Raw genomic sequence first — 17,640 nt, forward strand, 5'->3', positions numbered from 1 at the left:
CAAGTCGTGAGCTTCAAGCCGCAAGGCAGAGCCCACTGACGGGCTCTGTCGCTTTTCCCTTGCCGCTTGTCGCTAGAAGCTTACAGCTGCTTCTCTCACTGCGATTTCCGGACCCGCAGGTACCATTCCGAAAGAAGGCGTACCTGTTTGTCGGTATAGCCACGCTCGACCATTCGAGTAACGAAGTCGTTGTGTTTTTGCTGATCCTCCTTGCTGGCCTTGGCATTGAAACTGATGACCGGCAGCAGATCCTCGGTGTTGGAGAACATTTTCTTCTCGATAACCACCCGCAGCTTCTCGTAGCTGAGCCAGGTAGGGTTCTTGCCGTTGTTGTTGGCACGGGCGCGCAGTACGAAATTGACGATTTCGTTGCGGAAATCCTTCGGATTGCTGATGCCGGCAGGTTTTTCGATTTTTTCCAGTTCTTCGTTGAGCGCTACACGGTTGAGAATTTCGCCGGTCTCGGGGTCGCGGTACTCCTGATCCTGGATCCAGAAGTCCGCATACAGCACGTAGCGGTCGAAGATGTTCTGGCCGTACTCGCTGTAGGACTCCAGGTACGCAGTCTGGATTTCCTTGCCGATAAACTCGATATAGCGCGGTGCCAGGTATTCCTTGAGGAACCGCAGGTAACGTTCGCGGGTTTCTGCCTGGAACTGCTCCTGTTCGATCTGTTGTTCCAGCACATACAGCAAATGTACCGGGTTGGCGGCAATCTCGTGGGGATCGAAGTTGAACACTTTGGACAGGATCTTGAACGCGAAGCGGGTCGACAGGCCGTTCATGCCCTCGTCCACGCCAGCGGAGTCGCGATATTCCTGAATCGACTTGGCCTTGGGATCGGTGTCCTTGAGGTTCTCGCCGTCGTACACCCGCATTTTTGAGTAGATGTTGGAGTTTTCCGGTTCTTTGAGCCGCGACAGCACGGTGAACTGGGCCAGCATCTTCAGGGTGTCGGGCGCGCAATGAGCCTTGGACAGGGAGCTGTTGAACAGCAGCTTGTCGTAGATCTTGATCTCATCACTGACCCGCAGGCAGTACGGCACCTTGACGATGTAGATCCGATCGATGAACGCCTCGTTGTTCTTGTTATTGCGGAAGGTGTGCCATTCCGATTCGTTGGAGTGGGCCAGCAGGATGCCGGTGAACGGAATGGCGCCCAGGCCTTCGGTACTGTTGTAGTTGCCTTCCTGGGTCGCGGTAAGCAGTGGGTGCAGCACCTTGATCGGTGCCTTGAACATTTCCACGAACTCCATCAGGCCCTGGTTGGCCCGGCACAATGCGCCTGAGTAGCTGTAGGCGTCGGCGTCGTTCTGCGGGAATTCTTCCAGCTTGCGGATATCGACCTTGCCCACCAATGCGGAAATATCCTGGTTGTTCTCGTCCCCCGGTTCAGTCTTGGCCACGCCGATCTGATTGAGGATCGATGGATAAAGCTTCACCACGCGGAACTGGCTGATATCGCCGCCGAACTCGGCCAGGCGTTTGGTGGCCCAGGGTGACATGATGGTATTGAGATAGCGCCGTGGGATTCCGAAGTCTTCTTCGAGGATCGCGCCATCTTCCGTGGCGTTGAACAAGCCCAGGGGCGATTCGAACACCGGCGAGCCCTTGATGGCGTAGAAGGGCACTTTCTCAATCAGTTGTTTGAGTTTTTCGGCCAGGGACGACTTGCCGCCGCCCACGGGGCCGAGCAGGTAGAGGATTTGTTTCTTCTCCTCCAGGCCTTGGGCGGCGTGGCGGAAGTAGGAGACGATCTGATCGATGCATTCTTCCATGCCATGGAAGTCTTCAAAAGCCGGGTAACGGCGGATCACCTTGTTGGAAAATATTCGCGACAGACGCGAATTGTTCGAGGTGTCTACCAGCTCCGGTTCGCCGATGGCCAGCAGCAGGCGCTCGGCGGCGGATGCGTAGGCACTGCGGTCCTGCTTGCACAGCTCGAGATACTCCTGAAGCGTGAGTTCCTCCTGCTGTGTGGATGCGAAGCGTTGTTGGAAGTGGCTAAAAATACTCATGACGTCGTCACCTCGCTCGATACGTGGAGCCGACGCCGGATCAATCAGTCGATGCTGGCAACCATCGACGATCGCCAATGGTTGTTTTCCCCCCAGAACACCCTGAAACGCTACCGATGACCCGCACGCCGGTGTACCGGCTCTCCCCTGATTCGGATGGCCTGCGCTTAAGGATAGTTCGGAATCGGAGAGGTCAAGGCGCGATACGTAATTAGTTTGACCGCGCCGTTCGTCAGAAACGGCGCGAGCCCAAGCGTCACGCGGGGTAGCGGGGTGTGAAAAAAATTATTGCGAATCGACTGATGCGATTTCCGCAGGAAAGGTCGCACGCCACAGCTCAAACCCGCCATCCAGGCTATAGACGTCGGAGAAGCCTTGATTGACCAGATACGCGGCTGCGCTCTGGCTGGAGTTACCGTGGTAGCACGCCACGATCACCGGTGCGTCGAGGTCGGCGTCGCGGATAAAGTCAGCGATGTTGACGTTGTCCAAATGCTTGGCGCCAGCAATGTGCGCAGCGGCGTAGGTCGGCTGGTCACGGATATCGACTACTACCGCGCCTTGCTCGCGCAGAGCCTTGGCTTGTTCGGGAGGGATACGTTTGAATTCGCTCATGGCGGGCTCCTTGGGCGGGCGGCAAGCGGCGTCTAGCGCTTGGCGGCGGCCGGCTGTGTAACGGGAAGAGGGGGTTGGCACTGGCAGCGATGGCGCTCGCCGGTGTCGATATTCATCAGGGTCATGGCGCCGCCCCACACGCAACCGGTGTCGAGGGCAAACACGCCGGGCTCGTCGCACTGGCCTTCCAGGGCCGCCCAGTGGCCGAAGATGATCTTGGTGTCACGGGTCTTGCGTTCTTTATGGGCAAACCAGGGTTTATAGCCGGGCAATGCGGTGTCCGCGCCTTCCTTGCTCTTGAGGTCCAGTTTGCCCTCGGCGGTGCAGAAGCGCATGCGCGTGAAGTAGTTGGTGATGACCCGCAGTCGAGCGACGCCGATGAGGTCGTTATCCCATTTAACCGGCTCGTTGCCGTACATGCCGTCGAGGTAGGCGGTGTACAGGCTATCGTCGGCCAAAGCGTGCTCGACCTCGGCCGCACATTTGAGGGCTTTTTTCAGCGTCCATTGCGGCGCGATGCCGGCATGCACCAGCGCCATGCGGCGGCCTTCGTCGTAATGCATGATCTTTTGCCGACGCAGCCAGTCGAGCAGTTCGTCGCGGTCAGGTGCTTCGAGAATTTCCCGCAGCGTATCGCCTTTTTTCAGACGTTCGATGTTATTCGCCGCTGCCAGCAGGTGCAGGTCGTGATTGCCCAACACGCAAACCAACGAATGTCGCAGGTTATACAGGTAGCGCAGGGTTTCCAGCGACTCGGGGCCACGGTTGACCAAATCACCCACCAGCCACAGGCGATCCTGCGCCGGGTCGAAGGCGACCCGTTGCAGTAGGCATTTGAGGGGCTTCAGGCAACCTTGCAGGTCACCGACCGCATACGTCGCCATCAGTGCAGGGCTCCGGGCACGGCGAGACGGAATGGTTTGATCATGGCGTCGAATAAATGACCGTCGGTGGCTTTCATTTGATAGGAGCCCTGCATGGTTCCGACCTTGGAGGTCATCACCGTGCCGCTGCTGTAAGTGTGGCTGGCGCCGCTGTCGATCAATGGCTGCTGGCCGACAACGCCGGCGCCGCGGACTTCTTCGACCTGGCCGTCACCGTCGGTAATCACCCAGTGGCGAGAGAGGAGTTTAGCCGGCACCAGCCCGTTGTTTTTCACCGTGATGGTGTAGGCAAAGGCGTAGCGGTTTTGTTCAGGTTGCGATTGTTCCGCCAGGAAGCGGGTGACGACGCTGACGTCGATCTGGTAGCGAGGATCGGACATGCAAGAGGCCTTAAAAGCAAAAGCGGAAGACAGCAGATGCGGATCAGTCTAGGCCAAGAGGTGGGCACTAGGCCAGACATGCCGTCTGGCCCATGCACAGCAGGTTTCAGTCTGCGGCTGGTGCAGGCTGGATGGCCAACTGGTCAGCCAGGCGCACGAACGCGGCCAGGTCCAGTTGCTCGGGGCGCAGGCTGCCGTCTACCCCGGCGGCTTCGATTTCGGCGTTGCTCAGCAGCGCTTTGAGCGTGTTGCGCAAAGTTTTGCGGCGCTGGTTGAACGCCTCGCGTACCACGCGCTCCAGTAAGCGATGATCCTTGGCCGGATGAGGCAGCACGGCATGAGGAACCAGGCGTACGATGGCCGAATCAACTTTCGGCGGCGGGTTGAAGGCGCCCGGCCCAACATTGAACAGGTGCTCGACGCGGCAGTGGTACTGAACCATGATCGACAGTCGACCCCAATCGCCGCCTCCAGGGCCAGCGGCCAGGCGTTCCACCACTTCTTTTTGCAGCATGAAGTGCATATCGCGGATGATCCCTGCGTTGTTCAGCAGGTGGAAGATCAGCGGTGTGGAGATGTTGTAAGGCAGATTGCCGACCACGCGCAGGCTATTAGGCGCGGCGTTGAGGCTATTGAAGTCGAACTTCAGCGCATCGCCCTGATGCAGGTTGAAGTTGGACTTGCCAGCGAATTGCTGATTGAGGATCGGGATCAGGTCCTTGTCCAGCTCCACCACGTCCAACTGCCCGCCACTGGCCAGCAAACCTTGGGTCAGAGCGCCCTGGCCCGGGCCGATTTCCAATAGGCGGTCTTCGGGCTTAGCGTGAATGGAGCGCAGGATGCGGTCGATCACGCCTGCGTCGTGCAGGAAATTCTGCCCGAAGCGCTTGCGCGCCCGGTGTTGGTAATGCTCGGTCATATACGGGTCTCGGCCATCTGATAGGCGGTTTCCAGGGCCACGTGCAGGCTGCCGGTATCGATCTTGCCGCTGCCCGCCAAGTCCAGGGCAGTGCCATGGTCGACGGAGGTACGGATGATCGGCAGGCCCAGGGTCACGTTGACGGCGGCGCCGAAGCCTTTGTATTTCAGCACCGGCAGCCCTTGGTCATGGTACATCGCCAGCACTGCGTCGCAGTGCTCCAGATATTTGGGGGTAAACAGAGTGTCCGCCGGCAGTGGGCCGCGCAGGTCCATGCCTTCTTGGCGCAGACGCTCCAGGGTGGGTTCGATGATGTCGATTTCTTCATGGCCCAAGTGGCCGCCTTCGCCGGCGTGGGGGTTGAGCCCGCAGACCAGGATGCGCGGTTGGGCGATGCCGAATTTTTGGCGCAAGTCGGCATGCAAGATGCGCGTCACGCGCTCCAAACGCTCGGCGGTAATGGCGTCGGCAACTTCACGCAGCGGCAGGTGCGTGGTCACCAGGGCCACACGCAAGCCGCGGGTGGCAAGCATCATCACAACTTGTGTGGTGTGGGTCAGCTCGGCAAGGAACTCGGTGTGACCGGAAAACGCGATGCCGGACTCATTGATCACGCCCTTGTGCACCGGCGCGGTGATCATGCCCGCGAAGTCGCCATCGAGGCAGCCTTGCCCGGCGCGAGTCAGGGTTTGCAACACAAACGCCGCATTGGCCGTATCCAGCTGCCCGGCCACGACCTTGGCGTGCAGTGGGGTGTCCCACACATACAGGCTATCTGCCGGTGCCGGCACGTCGGGCCAGTTGCCCGGTGCCACGTCCAGCAAATCCACAGCCACACCCAGCTGCGCGGCCCGCTCAAGGAGCAGGTCGCGGCTGGTAATGGCAATCAGGGGGTGTGGCTGAGGTTGCGAGGCGAGCAGCAGGCACAGGTCTGGACCGATGCCGGCGGGCTCGCCGGGTGTCACCGCGAAACGCTGAGGTTTCACTGAACTGCCTGGTCGGTGCCTGTTTGCTCGGCGCCTGGCAGCTTGATTTCCACATAGGCCTCGTCACGGATCTGACGCAGCCAAGTTTGCAGCTCCTCATCGTACTTGCGGTTGCGCAGTACGTTTAGCGCTTGCTGTTCGCGGGCTTGACTGGTGTTGTCGGTGGCGCGACGGCCAAGGACTTCCAGCACATGCCAGCCATATTGAGTCTTGAACGGCTTGGACAACACACCTTGCGGGGTATCGGCCATGACTTGTTGGAACTCTGGCACCAGTGCTTTCGGGTCGATCCAGTTCAGGTCGCCGCCGTTGAGGGCGGAACCCGGGTCTTCCGAGAAGCTCTTGGCCAGGGTGGCGAAGTCTTCACCGTTCTGGATGCGGTCGTAGATCTTCTCGGCCAATTCCTTGGTTTGCGCTTCGGTGCGGATTTCACTTGGTTTGACCAGGATGTGACGAACATGTACTTCGTCTTTCAACGAGGTTTGGCCACCACGACGCTCCAACAACTTCAGGATGATGAAACCGCCCGGCGTGCGCGCTGGTTGGGTAATGCCGCCCACTTCCATCGCACTCAGTTCACGGTCGAACGGCGGTGGCAATTGAGCGGCCTTACGCCAGCCCATATCACCGCCTTCAAGGGCGTTGTCGCTGCCGGACTCGGCGATGGCCATTTGCGCAAAATCAGCACCGGCCTTGAGGCGATCATAAATCGCTTGGGTCTTGGCGGCGGCTGCGTTGAGCTGTTCGGAGTTGGCGCTGTCCGGTGTCGGAATCAGAATATTGGCCAGGTGCAGTTCTTCGGAAAGCTGCATCTTGCCCAGGTCCGAGGCCAGGAAGTTCTTCACCTCCTGCTCGGACACCTGAACCCGCTCGGCCACACGGCGCTGACGTACACGGCTGATGATCATTTCACGGCGGATCTGATCACGGGCATCTTCATAGGACAGGCCGTCACGCGCCAGGGCGGCGCGGAACTGGTCGATGCTCATGTTATTGCGCTGAGCAATCGTGCCTACCGCCTGGTTCAACTCTTCGTCCGAGATGCGAATGCCGGAACGTTCGCCGATCTGCAGTTGCAGGTTCTCGACGATCAAGCGTTCCAGTACCTGTTGATCCAGGACGCTGGTAGGTGGCACGCCACCGCCACGCTTGGCGATGGTTTGCTGAACTTCCTTGACCCGTTGGTCCAGTTGGCTCTGCATGATCACGTCGTTATCGACAATGGCCACGACCTTGTCCAGCGGCTGGACCGCGGCATGCGCCGCTGCGGTTCCCAGGAACAGCGCGCCCAGCAGGAGCGGGCGCAGACAATCAGAAAGCTTGATCTTCACGTTCACGATAACCTTGAATGCCTTTGTCGAGGAAGCTCTCTACCTTGGCGCCGGTCAGGCCGCCGAGTCCTTTGAGGACGATCTGGAAGAAGAGCCCGTGGTCACCCTTTTCGTTAAGAGGGGCGAGCTGGGTATATTCGTCGTTGGAAACCCAGTAACGGTTGATGACACGCAATTTCCAGCAGCAGTTGTCGTACTCGAAACCACCAAACGCTTCCAGGGTGCGGTTGCGGGCATAGTCATACTGCCAACGGGTAATCAGGTTCCACTGTGGAATGATCGGCCACATCATCGAGAAGTCGTGTTGTTGGATTTTGTAGTAATCCTTCACGAAGTTCGGTTGACCTTCGGTGCCGTAGTCCCCACCGAACTGCCATTTGCCAGTCAGCTGGTTGTAGACCACCTGGTCGTTGCGATAGCGATAACCAAGGTTGACCACCTTGTTGGGGTTGTCTTCCGGCTGGTAGTGGAACATTGCGCTGCCGGAGCGGGCACTGTGCTCTTCTGTGTCCCAGTTGTAATCGGCAGTGGCACGCCAGTCGCGGTTGAAGCGGAACTCATATTCCAAGGCGACAGGGGATACGTCGGACTGTGCATCGGCACGGTCAGCGGCCAGTACGCCTGGAAGTTGAACTTCACGGTCCTTGAAGTAAATCGCCTGGCCGACGCTGACGCGCTGACGCTCGAAACCGTTCTCTTCGATCCAGCGGCTGGTTACGCCCAGGGACAGTTTGTTCTCGTCGCCGATCCGGTCAGAGCCGCTGAAGCGGTTGTCGCGGAACAGCGAGCCGTAGCTGAATGCGTACTCGCTGGTGTCGAAGACAGGAATATCGCTCTGGTCCTTGTTCGGGACGTAGAGGTAGTAAGCACGCGGTTCGAGGGTCTGGTTGTAGGCTTTGCCGAACCAGTTGGTCTGGCGATCGAAGTACAGGCCGCTGTCCACGCTGGCAATGGGCACCGCACGATCTTGAGAGCTTTTGAAGGTTTGACCGGCATTCGCCATCTGCGACTTGCCTGTTCCGTCCAGGTCCAGATCGTATTTGGTATAGACGTACTTGAGCTTCGGTGTAATGAAGCCGTAGGTCCAGTTCATTGGGTAATCAACGGCTGGGGCAACATTAAGTCGAGTGCCATTAGCACGTGTTAGGCCTGTGACGTTTTCATCAAGGCGTCTTTCACCAAAGGTGCCATCTGAATTGGCAGGGCCGCCATCTTTGTCAAGAACCCTACCGCTGCGCAGGTCTCGATCAAATCTTACGGCTTCTGTTTCATAACTGAAGTTCAGTCCGCCTGGATGATAAGGCAGTGCACCATTGAAGGTGATTTGCGGCAGTCTGTCGTACGGCGTTATCTGGGAAATAGTTGCCAGTTGGTAAGCTTGAAGATTCAAGCGAGCCTGATAAGAATCACCGCGATAGGTAACGGATCCCTGCTGATTGAGGAAGTCCTGGGATTCCACGCCGATTTGGTTACTTTTCAAATCTTGAAAGTAGAACGGATCGCTGATCTTGGTGTAATCGACCTGAGTCGACAACCGCGAATCCAACCCACCCTTATGCTGCCAATTGAGCATATAGCGGGTTTTTTCGTAATCGGTCTGCTTGCTGCGCTCGTCGCTGTCGTCGTTCAGGTACGCGCCGCCGAACTGGCCTTCGCTGGACTTGGTGAGGTAGCGGAACTCGCCTTCCATCAACAGGCCGCGCTTGGTCATGTATTGCGGGTACAACGTGGCGTCGTAGTTCGGCGCCAGGTTGAAGTAGTACGGCGTGGTCAGCGCAAAGCCCGTTTCGCCACCAGTGGCGAAGCTCGGCGGCAGGAAGCCGGACTGACGACGATCGTCGATCGGGAAGTAGATATAAGGCGTATACAGGATCGGGATGTTCTTGACCCGCAACGTCGCGTTGGTCGCCGTACCGAAACCGGTGGCCGGGTTCAACGTGATGTTATTGCCTTTGAGCTGCCAGGCGTTGCTGTCCGGCTCACAGGTGGTGTACGTACCGTCCTTGAGACGGATGATCGCGTTTTCGGCACGCTTGGCGTACAGCGCGCTGCCGCGGATGCGCGACTTGTGCATCACATATTCGGCGTTGTCGATCTGGGCGGCGCCGGTGTCCAACTGAACTTGGGCGTGGTCGCCGACGATCAGTGCACCGTTGTCACGCAGACGCACATTGCCGTTCAGCTCGCCACGGTTCTCGGCCTGGTACAGGCTGGCTTCCTGGGATTCGAGCTGCATGCTGCCCTGGCGCATGACGACGTCACCGGCCAAGGTCGCAACTTGCGATTCCTGCTCGTAACGAGAGGCCTTGGCGCCGATGAAGGTCGGCGCGTCGCTCTTGTTGGTCTTGTCGTTCATGCCAGGACGTGTCGGTTCGACGTACGCACCGGCGCAGTAAGGACCGGTTTCGGCCAGTTGGGCCGCGGTCAACTTTTCGCGAGGCACCCAGTCCAAGTGGCTATAGTCGGCGCTGCGCGAGCGCAGGCCGCGGCCCTTGGCTTCGGTGACCAGTGCGGTCTTGGGCTCGGCCTCAGCGCTGCCACCGGCATCGGCTTGCGCCGTGCTGTTGGCCGAGCTAACGGCTGCACCGTCATGCACCGGGCGCGGTGGTAGCGGGGCAGCGGCGGTTTTCGGCGCGCAATCCCAGGCACCCGAAGCAGAGACTGAGCAGTCATACTGTTCCGCGGCGACCACGAATGAGGTGGCGAAAGGTTGCATGGCCAGCAGACTGCCGGTTACCAGCAACGGAAATTTTCTACGAAACGCGGGGGATTTCAATGCCATCTTATTAGTCCGGGCTTCCTGCGTGCCATCTGCCCGCGGTGTGGGCCGCACGCCTCTCGATGGTCTGAAAAAGATGCGTGATAATAAAGCATGACCCGCTTGACGGCTAGCGCCGTCGGAGACCCTTGTAATGCCCGAGCAAGATCTACGTTTACAACAGCTGGAAGTCTGGCTGGATGAGCAGTTGCCGATCCTTTTCAACGCTCACGGCTGGGGTGCCGTACCCCCGGCCACATTGACCGCGGCCAGCAGCGACGCGAGTTTCAGGCGCTATTTCCGTTGGGAGGGAGGTGGCCGAACTTTCGTGGTCATGGATGCGCCACCCCCCCAGGAAAACTGCAAACCTTTCGTCGATATCGCGCATTTACTTGCGAGGTCTGGGATAAATGTTCCGAAAATTTATGCAGAAGATCTGCCGCGAGGCTTTCTTTTGCTCAATGACCTGGGCACAAAAACCTACCTGGACGTGATCGACGAGCACAACGCCGATCAATTATTCGCCGAGGCCATCGATGCCTTGCTGGCTTTTCAGCAATTGCCGATGGATGCGCCGCTGCCCAGTTATGACGTCGCCTTGCTGCGGCGCGAGCTGGAACTGTTTCCCGAGTGGTACGTGCGCCGACACCTGGGCATCGAATTGGATACCCATCAACAAGCCCTCTGGCAGTGCGTCAGCGATCGGTTGATCGACAGCGCCCTGGCGCAGCCCAAAGTGCTGGTGCACCGCGACTATATGCCGCGCAACCTGATGATCAGCGAGCCCAACCCCGGCGTGCTGGATTTCCAGGATGCGGTTTATGGTCCGGTCACCTACGACATCACTTGTCTGTTCAAAGACGCCTTTCTTAGTTGGCCCCAGGCCCGCGTGCGGGAATGGCAGCGTGGTTATTGGGCGCAGGCCATGAAACTTGGCATCCCGGTGCAGGCGGACTTCGATGAATTCCTGCGCGCCAGCGACTTGATGGGCGTGCAGCGCCATCTCAAGGTCATCGGCATTTTTGCGCGTATCTGCCACCGCGACGGCAAGCCTCGCTACCTGGCCGACGTGCCGCGCTTCTTCGCTTATATAGAAGCGGTAGTGGCTGAGCGTCCGCAGTTGAGTGAACTGTCCGAGCTGTTGGTCAGCCTGCGCCAGCCGGCCGAGGCCGTTCTATGAAGGCCATGATCCTGGCCGCGGGCAAAGGCGAGCGGATGCGTCCGCTCACTTTGCACACCCCTAAGCCGCTGGTGCAGGCTGGTGGCAAGCGCCTGATCGAGTATCACCTGGAGGCGCTGGCCAAGGCCGGCTTCACCGACATCGTGATCAACCACGCCTGGCTCGGTCAGCAGATCGAAAGTTATCTGGGCGACGGCGCGCAATTCGGGCTGCGCATCCGTTACTCCCCGGAGGGCGAGCCGCTGGAGACCGGCGGCGGAATTTTCCAGGCACTGCCATTGCTGGGGGATCAACCTTTTCTGGTGGTCAATGGCGATATCTGGACTGACTACGATTTCGCCCAGCTCAAGCAACCGCTCAAGGGGCTGGCGCATCTGGTGATGGTGGATAACCCGGCGCATCACCCTTCGGGCGGTGATTTTTACCTGGATCACGGTCTTCTTCATGATGCGGCGCCCGGTGCCGATAACCTGACCTTCAGTGGCATTTCCGTGCTCGACCCCAAGTTGTTTGAGGGTTGCAGCGCGGGTGCCTTCAAGTTGGCGCCGCTGCTGCGCGCAGCCATGGCGAAAGGTCAGGTAACGGGGGAGCACATGGCAGGACGCTGGATTGATGTCGGTACGCTGGAGCGCCTTGCGCAAGTCGAATCCCTGCTCATAGTGGGGCAGTAACATGTTGTGGCCAGGGACGCTGATTGGCGCCGGGGCTGGCTATGCCATTGCCAGTATTCCGGGGGCTTTGTTGGGGGCACTGCTGGGGCAGGCGCTGGATCGTCGCCTGCAACTGCACAGTTGGGCGCAGTTGCGCGAGCGCCTGGGCGGTCGCCCGGCGTTACGCAATGACGAATTGCTGTTTGTGTTGCTGGGGCGGCTGGCCAAGAGCAATGGCCGCGTGGTGGATGGGCATATTCAGCAGGCGCGGCAGGAAATGCGCGCCCTGGACATGACCGAATCAGCTCAGCGGCGTGCGATTGCGGCATTCAATCGGGGCAAATCCGGGTCCGACCGGGTGCGCAGATACTTGCGTGTGCTCAAGGCTCAGCCCCATGCGGCCGAAGGCGTGCTGCGCGCCTGCTGGCGGATGGTCTGGGCGGACGGCCGTGCGGATGACGCCGAGCGCGACTTGATCGAGCAGTGGGGGCGCTGGCTCGGCTGGACGCCGCAACAGCTCAAGGCGCTGGCCGCTGACTACGCGCCCGAGCGCAAGCCGTTGGTCAATCGCAGCGCAACGTATCAGGACGCCCTGCGGTTGCTGGGGGTGACGGCCACCGCGGACCCGTCAACGATTAAGCGCGCCTACCGTCGCCTGCTCAGCCGTCACCACCCGGATAAAATCGCCGGCACCGGCGCCAGCCCAGCGCAGGTACGCGAGGCCACCGAGCGCACCCGCGAGTTGCACAACGCCTATGCGTTGATTCGCGAACGCCGGGATTTTCGTTAGTCGCCACCGTTGAAGATAGAACTCCTATCAAAATATGGGAGGGGGCTTGCCCCCTCCCACTTCAGTCTTGTGTCGTTTGGGGGCTCAACCAGCCTCTGATCCTGCGATACAGCTGTTCCTGCTCGGCGGCGCTGTTGCCGGGTAGGGTCTTGAGCGACACCTGTTTATAGCCGTCATTCTTCAACCGCTTGGCCGCCTGCAGGCGAGCCATGGCGTTTTTGCTGGACTGTGTGTTGTCTTGATAGAAAACGTCGGCAGTCGGCATTTTCAGGCCGGGGGCCAGTTGCTGCACGTCCGGCTGACGGCCATTGGGTGTCTTGGCGTCGACCATGACGAACTTCTGCACCTGGGACGGTTGCTTCTCGGTCAAGTAGCGCGCCGCCCACCAAGCTCCGGTGCCATGGCCGAGCAGCACTACACTGCGCGCACTCTGGGTTTGCGCGAAGGCCACGGCGGCGTCGATGCGATCAAAAATGCGCGAGGCATCGGTCTTATCCTGCTCGTCGGCGCCCGGAACCACCGACGGGTCGGTGCCCTCGGCTTCGGCGCTGGCGGCTTGTTCGATGGGTTTATCCGCGGTGCTGGCTTCTTTGCTGCTGGTGTCGACCGTGGCTTTGGGCGCTTCCATAACGCGCGGCGGCAGGGTGTCTACGCTCACATCCGGCAACGACAGGCTCAGGCTGCCCCAGTCGGCATCCGGCAATTTGCGGCGTAAAGGGCCGATTGCTTGCGGCCAGTCAGCATTTTCCCCGGCGCCCGGTACGATAATCACCACGCCCTCGGGTTCGGCGCTGTTGGCGGGTTTCCACAGGGCCAGGAAGGAATCGCTACCAGCCTGCAATTGCTGCTGCTCTTGTTGTGGGATTGTGCGTTCCAGGGCGCTGGCTTCAGCCTGGCTGCGCTCCGGCAGCGGCTGGCGCTCTACGGGTTTTTCGGCTTCTGGCGCGGGAGCGTCAGCGGCCTGTACAGAAAAGGCACTGGTAAAGAGCAGCGACAGGCACAATGCTGGCAGTGCCGAACGGTGGTGAAAGGGCATCGTTAATTCCCGGCCAGAAGTAATTCCAGCAGCCTAATGGGTTGGTCAGTATTTGTCAGTGATGTGAGACGTGGATCATGGGTTTTCGCTGTCTGCTGCTTATCGGCTGTTTGTGCGTTGCCTTGATGGCAAACGCCGCCCCCGCGCCTGGCATACCGCAGGCGCAACTCACTGCGCAGCAGCGCCAATGGCTGACCGAGCATCCGGAGCTGCGGGTCGGCGTAGTGCTGCAAGCGCCTTACGCGCAGTACGATCGGCGCCTACAGCGTTTGTCGGGGGCCAATGTCGAATTGATGCAGTGGCTGGCCAAAGCGCTGAATATCGAACTGACGTGGCGCAACTTTCCCACCCAGGAGCAGTTGGAAGAGGCCGTACGCGAGGGCGAGGTGGACATGGCTCCCGGCCTGCAGCAGACCCCGGCCGGCCTGCGTCTGTGGTTGTTCACCGACCCCTATATGCGCGTGCCCCAGCGTGTGGTGGGCATTCGTGAGGGCGGCGCTGCCGTGGAGCTTGAAAAACTCGATGATCAATCCCGCGTTGCGGTGCGCATGCCCAGTGCCGTGGCCGATTACCTACGCAGCACATACCCCAATCTCAATCTGCAAGGCGTGCCCATGGAGCGCCAGGCCCTGCAATTGCTGGTCAGCCAACAGGCCCGCTATGCGGTGGTGGATGAAGCGCAACTGAGTCGTCTGTCCGCCGAAGCGGAATTCGCCGGGCTGGCGGTGGTGGGGGATATCGGCCTACCGCAACTCTTGCGTGTAGCCACCCGCCGCGAATGGCCGGAACTGGCCGGCATCATGGAAAGCGCGCTGCGTGCCATTCCCGCCCGTGACCTGGACCAACTGCACAACCGCTGGCTGCAACCCCAATATCCCCGGCTGACGCAATCCCCGGGGCTGTGGCAGAACCTGAGCCTGTTGCTGTGCCTGCTGCTGCTCGCCAGCCTGGCGGTGGTGTTCTGGCAGCGTCGCCACCAACGCCAACTGGAACACGACCTGCTGGCCGCCCGCGAAGAAAGCGCCGCCCGTGCGGCCGGTGCCCAGGCGCTGCGGTTGACGCAGTTTTCCATCGATCAAAGCACCGTTGGCATTCTCTGGGTGAACTGGGACAGTCATGTGCGCTACGCCAACCGTGCGGCCGAAAACATGCTCGGTTATGGCCCCGGCACTTTGATCGAGCGGCCGCTGGTCGACCTCGACCCCACGCTGGACATGGACCGCTGGCTCAATCTGTGGAAACGCGCACGGGCCAGCGAAGAAGGACCGCAGAATTTCGCCACCGATTGTTTGCGCGCCGATGGCAGCATCCTGCCGGCCAACGTTTCCTTGAGTTTTGTGCGTTTTGCCGATGCCGAGTACCTGGTGGTGTACCTCAACGACGTCACCGAACTGCGCCGCACCCTGGCCGCCTTGTTGCAAAGCGAGGCGCAATTGCGCGAGCTGTCGGCCCACCTGGAAACCGTGCGCGAAGAAGAAAAGGCCCGCATTGCCCGTGAAGTGCACGATGAACTCGGCCAGATGCTCACCGTGCTCAAGCTGGAAACCTCCATGTGCGAGCTGGCCTACGCGCAGTTGGACCCCGGCCTGCATGAGCGCCTGAACAGCATGAAGCGCCTGATCGCCCAGCTTTTCCAATTGGTGCGCGACGTGGCCACCGCGCTGCGCCCGCCGATTCTCGACGCGGGCATTGCCTCGGCCATCGAGTGGCAGGCCCGGCGCTTTGAAGCGCGCACGCACATTCCTTGCCTGGTGCAGGTGCCGGATAACCTGCCGGCCCTGAGCGACGCCAAGGCCGTCGGCCTGTTTCGTATCTTGCAAGAGGCGCTGACCAATGTGATGCGCCATGCCCAGGCGCATACTGTGGAACTTAGCCTGGCGATTGAAGGCACCGACCTGCGCCTGACCATCAGCGACGACGGCGTCGGCTTCGTTCAGGCACAAGGCCGTGCGACCTCGTTCGGCCTGGTGGGCATGCGCGAGCGGGTGTTGATAATGGGCGGGCAACTGAGCCTGCACAGCGAGCTGGGGGAGGGCACCACCCTGAGCGTGACGGTGCCATTGGATGCCTGACAATAAGAGGAAAGCCTTGTGATCCGTGTACTGGTAGCCGAAGACCACACCATCGTCCGTGAAGGCATCAAGCAATTGATCGGCCTGGCCAAAGACCTGCAGGTGGTGGGAGAGGCGAGCAATGGCGAGCAGTTATTGGAGACGTTGCGCCACGTCGCCTGTGAGGTGGTGCTGCTGGACATCTCCATGCCGGGCGTCAATGGCCTGGAAGCGATTGCGCGGATTCGGGCATTGAACAACCCGCCGGCGATCCTGGTGCTGTCGATGCATGACGAAGCGCAGATGGCCGCGCGGGCCTTGAAGGTCGGCGCCGCCGGCTACGCCACCAAGGACAGTGATCCGGCGTTGCTGCTGACGGCGATTCGCAAGGTAGCGGCCGGTGGGCGCTATATCGACCCGGACCTGGCCGACCGGATGGTCTTCGAAGTCGGCCTCACCGATGCCCGCCCACTGCATTCATTGCTTTCGGAGCGCGAGTTCTCGGTGTTCGAACGCCTGGCGCAGGGCGCCAATGTCAATGACATCGCCCAGCAACTGGCCCTCAGCAGCAAGACCATCAGTACCCACAAGGCGCGCCTGATGCAGAAGCTTAATATCACCTCCCTGGCCGAGCTGGTGCGGTACGCCATGGAACACAAGCTTCTGTAGCGGCATATCTATTTGCGACACCCCGCAAAACCGCGCCGCACCCATTCTTGCCGCTTGCAGCGAGGGTCTTGCCGCCGCACTGTCCAGTGCCCGCCATCGGTGTAGGGCGATCCCTACCCCCAACCTTCCAACCGGCTGATGAGATTCTCTCCTGGCCCCCGATTTCCGGGGCCTCGCCCCTGGACTACGCTTGTGCCACAGCAGTCCAAATAAAAGGTGCGGGTATGAGCGAGGTGGATTCAAATGATGTGCTGGTCAGCTTTCGTGGCGTGCAGAAGAGCTACGACGGCGAGAACCTGATCGTCAAAGACCTCAACCTGGAGATCCGCAAGGGCGAGTTCCTCACCTTGCTCGGGCCTTCAGGGTCGGGCAAGACCACCAGCCTGATGATGCTCGCCGGCTTCGAAACCCCGACCGCCGGTGAGATCCAGCTGGCCGGGCGCTCTATCAACAACGTGCCGCCGCATAAGCGCGATATCGGCATGGTGTTCCAGAACTACGCGTTGTTCCCGCACATGACCGTCGCCGAGAACCTAGCGTTCCCGCTGTCGGTGCGCGGTTTGAGCAAGACCGATATCAGCGAGCGCGTCAAACGCGTGCTCAGCATGGTCCAGCTCGACGCCTTCGCCCAGCGCTACCCGGCGCAGCTCTCCGGCGGTCAGCAACAGCGCGTGGCCTTGGCCCGAGCACTGGTGTTCGAACCGCAACTGGTGCTGATGGACGAACCCCTCGGCGCCCTCGACAAACAACTGCGCGAACACATGCAGATGGAGATCAAGCACCTACACCAGCGCCTCGGCGTGACCGTGGTGTACGTGACCCACGACCAGGGCGAAGCCTTGACCATGTCCGACCGCGTTGCGGTGTTCCACCAGGGCGAGATCCAGCAGATCGCCGCGCCGCGCACCCTGTATGAAGAGCCGAAGAACACCTTCGTCGCCAACTTCATCGGCGAAAACAACCGTCTCAACGGTCGCCTGCACAGCCGCAGCGGCGAACGCTGCGTGGTGGAGCTGGCGCGGGGCGAGAAGGTCGAGGCGCTGGCGGTGAACGTCGGCCAGGTCGGCGGCCCGGTGACGTTGTCGGTGCGCCCGGAGCGCGTCAGCCTCAATGGCTCCAGCGAAAGCTGCGTCAACCGCTTCTCGGGGCGTGTGGCGGAATTTATCTACCTGGGCGACCACGTGCGGGTGCGCCTGGAAGTCTGCGGTAAGGCCGATTTTTTTGTGAAACAACCGATCGCCGAGCTGGACCCAGCCCTGGCAGTCGGCGACGTGGTACCGATTGGCTGGCAAGTCGAGCACGTTCGCGCACTCGACCCACTTCTAGAGGCGAATTGATCGCCCCCCATGGCTTCACCAACCCTGCACGTGGAG

The 17,640-nt window shown here is 60.4% G+C and carries 15 protein-coding genes; 6 read left to right on the top strand and 9 right to left on the bottom strand.

The genetic code is table 11. The features are described from left to right. Positions 1-95: 95 nt before the first annotated feature. From FIV35_RS25700 to FIV35_RS25735, 8 genes are all read right to left on the bottom strand, one after another. The gene (locus FIV35_RS25700; protein ID WP_034101074.1) at positions 96-2,018 is read right to left on the bottom strand and encodes a PrkA family serine protein kinase; all 1,923 of its coding nucleotides are present in this window, start codon (positions 2,016-2,018) and stop codon (positions 96-98) included. A 285-nt stretch (positions 2,019-2,303) separates the two neighbouring features. Continuing rightward, on the bottom strand, positions 2,304-2,633 hold the full coding sequence (gene glpE, locus FIV35_RS25705) for a thiosulfate sulfurtransferase GlpE (protein WP_034139547.1): 330 nt from the start codon (positions 2,631-2,633) through the stop codon (positions 2,304-2,306). Between the two features lie 32 nt (positions 2,634-2,665). Further along, positions 2,666-3,517, bottom strand: coding sequence for a symmetrical bis(5'-nucleosyl)-tetraphosphatase (locus tag FIV35_RS25710; RefSeq protein WP_034139546.1), 852 nt, complete (start codon positions 3,515-3,517; stop codon positions 2,666-2,668). After that, positions 3,517-3,897, bottom strand: a complete 381-nt coding sequence (gene apaG / locus FIV35_RS25715; RefSeq protein WP_034101069.1) for a Co2+/Mg2+ efflux protein ApaG — start codon at positions 3,895-3,897, stop codon at positions 3,517-3,519. The genes FIV35_RS25710 and apaG overlap by 1 nt, the downstream gene beginning before the upstream one ends. A 106-nt stretch (positions 3,898-4,003) precedes the next feature. Beyond that, complete coding sequence (rsmA, locus tag FIV35_RS25720) at positions 4,004-4,816, bottom strand: 16S rRNA (adenine(1518)-N(6)/adenine(1519)-N(6))-dimethyltransferase RsmA (protein WP_034101068.1); 813 nt, start codon at positions 4,814-4,816, stop codon at positions 4,004-4,006. Beyond that, positions 4,813-5,802 (bottom strand): 4-hydroxythreonine-4-phosphate dehydrogenase PdxA, encoded by a 990-nt coding sequence (gene pdxA, locus FIV35_RS25725; RefSeq protein WP_034139545.1) that lies wholly within the window; start codon positions 5,800-5,802, stop codon positions 4,813-4,815. Before pdxA ends, rsmA begins: the two co-directional genes overlap by 4 nt. Further along, positions 5,799-7,139: a peptidylprolyl isomerase gene (locus FIV35_RS25730; protein ID WP_034139544.1), complete on the bottom strand. Its 1,341-nt coding sequence runs from the start codon at positions 7,137-7,139 to the stop codon at positions 5,799-5,801. Before FIV35_RS25730 ends, pdxA begins: the two co-directional genes overlap by 4 nt. Beyond that, complete coding sequence (locus tag FIV35_RS25735) at positions 7,114-9,915, bottom strand: LPS-assembly protein LptD (RefSeq protein WP_034139543.1); 2,802 nt, start codon at positions 9,913-9,915, stop codon at positions 7,114-7,116. The genes FIV35_RS25730 and FIV35_RS25735 overlap by 26 nt, the downstream gene beginning before the upstream one ends. Before the next feature lie 130 nt (positions 9,916-10,045). On the opposite strand from FIV35_RS25735, the gene FIV35_RS25740 reads away from it, so the two are divergent. The 3 genes from FIV35_RS25740 to FIV35_RS25750 are packed head-to-tail and all read left to right on the top strand — an operon-like array spanning position 10,046 to position 12,511. Continuing rightward, positions 10,046-11,071 carry an aminoglycoside phosphotransferase family protein gene (locus tag FIV35_RS25740; RefSeq protein ID WP_034139542.1) on the top strand — a complete coding sequence of 342 codons (1,026 nt, stop codon included), beginning with the start codon at positions 10,046-10,048 and terminating at the stop codon, positions 11,069-11,071. Then, complete coding sequence (gene murU, locus FIV35_RS25745) at positions 11,068-11,742, top strand: N-acetylmuramate alpha-1-phosphate uridylyltransferase MurU (RefSeq protein ID WP_034139541.1); 675 nt, start codon at positions 11,068-11,070, stop codon at positions 11,740-11,742. Before FIV35_RS25740 ends, murU begins: the two co-directional genes overlap by 4 nt. Before the next feature lies 1 nt (position 11,743). Next, complete coding sequence (locus FIV35_RS25750) at positions 11,744-12,511, top strand: TerB family tellurite resistance protein (RefSeq protein WP_034139540.1); 768 nt, start codon at positions 11,744-11,746, stop codon at positions 12,509-12,511. A gap of 61 nt (positions 12,512-12,572) precedes the next feature. Here the strand turns inward: FIV35_RS25750 and FIV35_RS25755 are convergent, their stop codons facing one another. Further along, on the bottom strand, positions 12,573-13,547 hold the full coding sequence (locus FIV35_RS25755) for an alpha/beta hydrolase family protein (RefSeq protein ID WP_034139539.1): 975 nt from the start codon (positions 13,545-13,547) through the stop codon (positions 12,573-12,575). Between the two features lie 77 nt (positions 13,548-13,624). On the opposite strand from FIV35_RS25755, the gene FIV35_RS25760 reads away from it, so the two are divergent. The 3 genes from FIV35_RS25760 to FIV35_RS25770 all read left to right on the top strand — a co-directional run bounded on the left by FIV35_RS25760 (position 13,625) and on the right by FIV35_RS25770 (position 17,604). Then, positions 13,625-15,619, top strand: coding sequence for a PAS domain-containing sensor histidine kinase (locus FIV35_RS25760; protein ID WP_034139538.1), 1,995 nt, complete (start codon positions 13,625-13,627; stop codon positions 15,617-15,619). Positions 15,620-15,637: 18 nt separating this feature from the next. After that, positions 15,638-16,267: a response regulator gene (locus tag FIV35_RS25765; protein ID WP_034101058.1), complete on the top strand. Its 630-nt coding sequence runs from the start codon at positions 15,638-15,640 to the stop codon at positions 16,265-16,267. Between the two features lie 224 nt (positions 16,268-16,491). Further along, the gene (locus tag FIV35_RS25770; RefSeq protein WP_034139537.1) at positions 16,492-17,604 is read left to right on the top strand and encodes an ABC transporter ATP-binding protein; all 1,113 of its coding nucleotides are present in this window, start codon (positions 16,492-16,494) and stop codon (positions 17,602-17,604) included. Positions 17,605-17,640: the final 36 nt, after the last annotated feature.

The sequence above is a fragment of the Pseudomonas rhodesiae genome (assembly GCF_007858255.1).
Taxonomy (GTDB): Bacteria; Pseudomonadota; Gammaproteobacteria; order Pseudomonadales; family Pseudomonadaceae; genus Aquipseudomonas; species Aquipseudomonas rhodesiae.

Coding starts and splice junctions, on each gene's coding strand:
- FIV35_RS25735 (WP_034139543.1), bottom strand. CDS start 9,915: ATGGCATTGAAATCCCCCGCGTTTCGTAGAAAATTTCCGTTGCTGGTA.
- FIV35_RS25760 (WP_034139538.1), top strand. CDS start 13,625: ATGGGTTTTCGCTGTCTGCTGCTTATCGGCTGTTTGTGCGTTGCCTTG.
- murU (WP_034139541.1), top strand. CDS start 11,068: ATGAAGGCCATGATCCTGGCCGCGGGCAAAGGCGAGCGGATGCGTCCG.
- FIV35_RS25770 (WP_034139537.1), top strand. CDS start 16,492: ATGAGCGAGGTGGATTCAAATGATGTGCTGGTCAGCTTTCGTGGCGTG.
- FIV35_RS25700 (WP_034101074.1), bottom strand. CDS start 2,018: ATGAGTATTTTTAGCCACTTCCAACAACGCTTCGCATCCACACAGCAG.
- FIV35_RS25755 (WP_034139539.1), bottom strand. CDS start 13,547: ATGCCCTTTCACCACCGTTCGGCACTGCCAGCATTGTGCCTGTCGCTG.
- FIV35_RS25710 (WP_034139546.1), bottom strand. CDS start 3,517: ATGGCGACGTATGCGGTCGGTGACCTGCAAGGTTGCCTGAAGCCCCTC.
- rsmA (WP_034101068.1), bottom strand. CDS start 4,816: ATGACCGAGCATTACCAACACCGGGCGCGCAAGCGCTTCGGGCAGAAT.
- apaG (WP_034101069.1), bottom strand. CDS start 3,897: ATGTCCGATCCTCGCTACCAGATCGACGTCAGCGTCGTCACCCGCTTC.
- glpE (WP_034139547.1), bottom strand. CDS start 2,633: ATGAGCGAATTCAAACGTATCCCTCCCGAACAAGCCAAGGCTCTGCGC.
- FIV35_RS25750 (WP_034139540.1), top strand. CDS start 11,744: ATGTTGTGGCCAGGGACGCTGATTGGCGCCGGGGCTGGCTATGCCATT.
- FIV35_RS25740 (WP_034139542.1), top strand. CDS start 10,046: ATGCCCGAGCAAGATCTACGTTTACAACAGCTGGAAGTCTGGCTGGAT.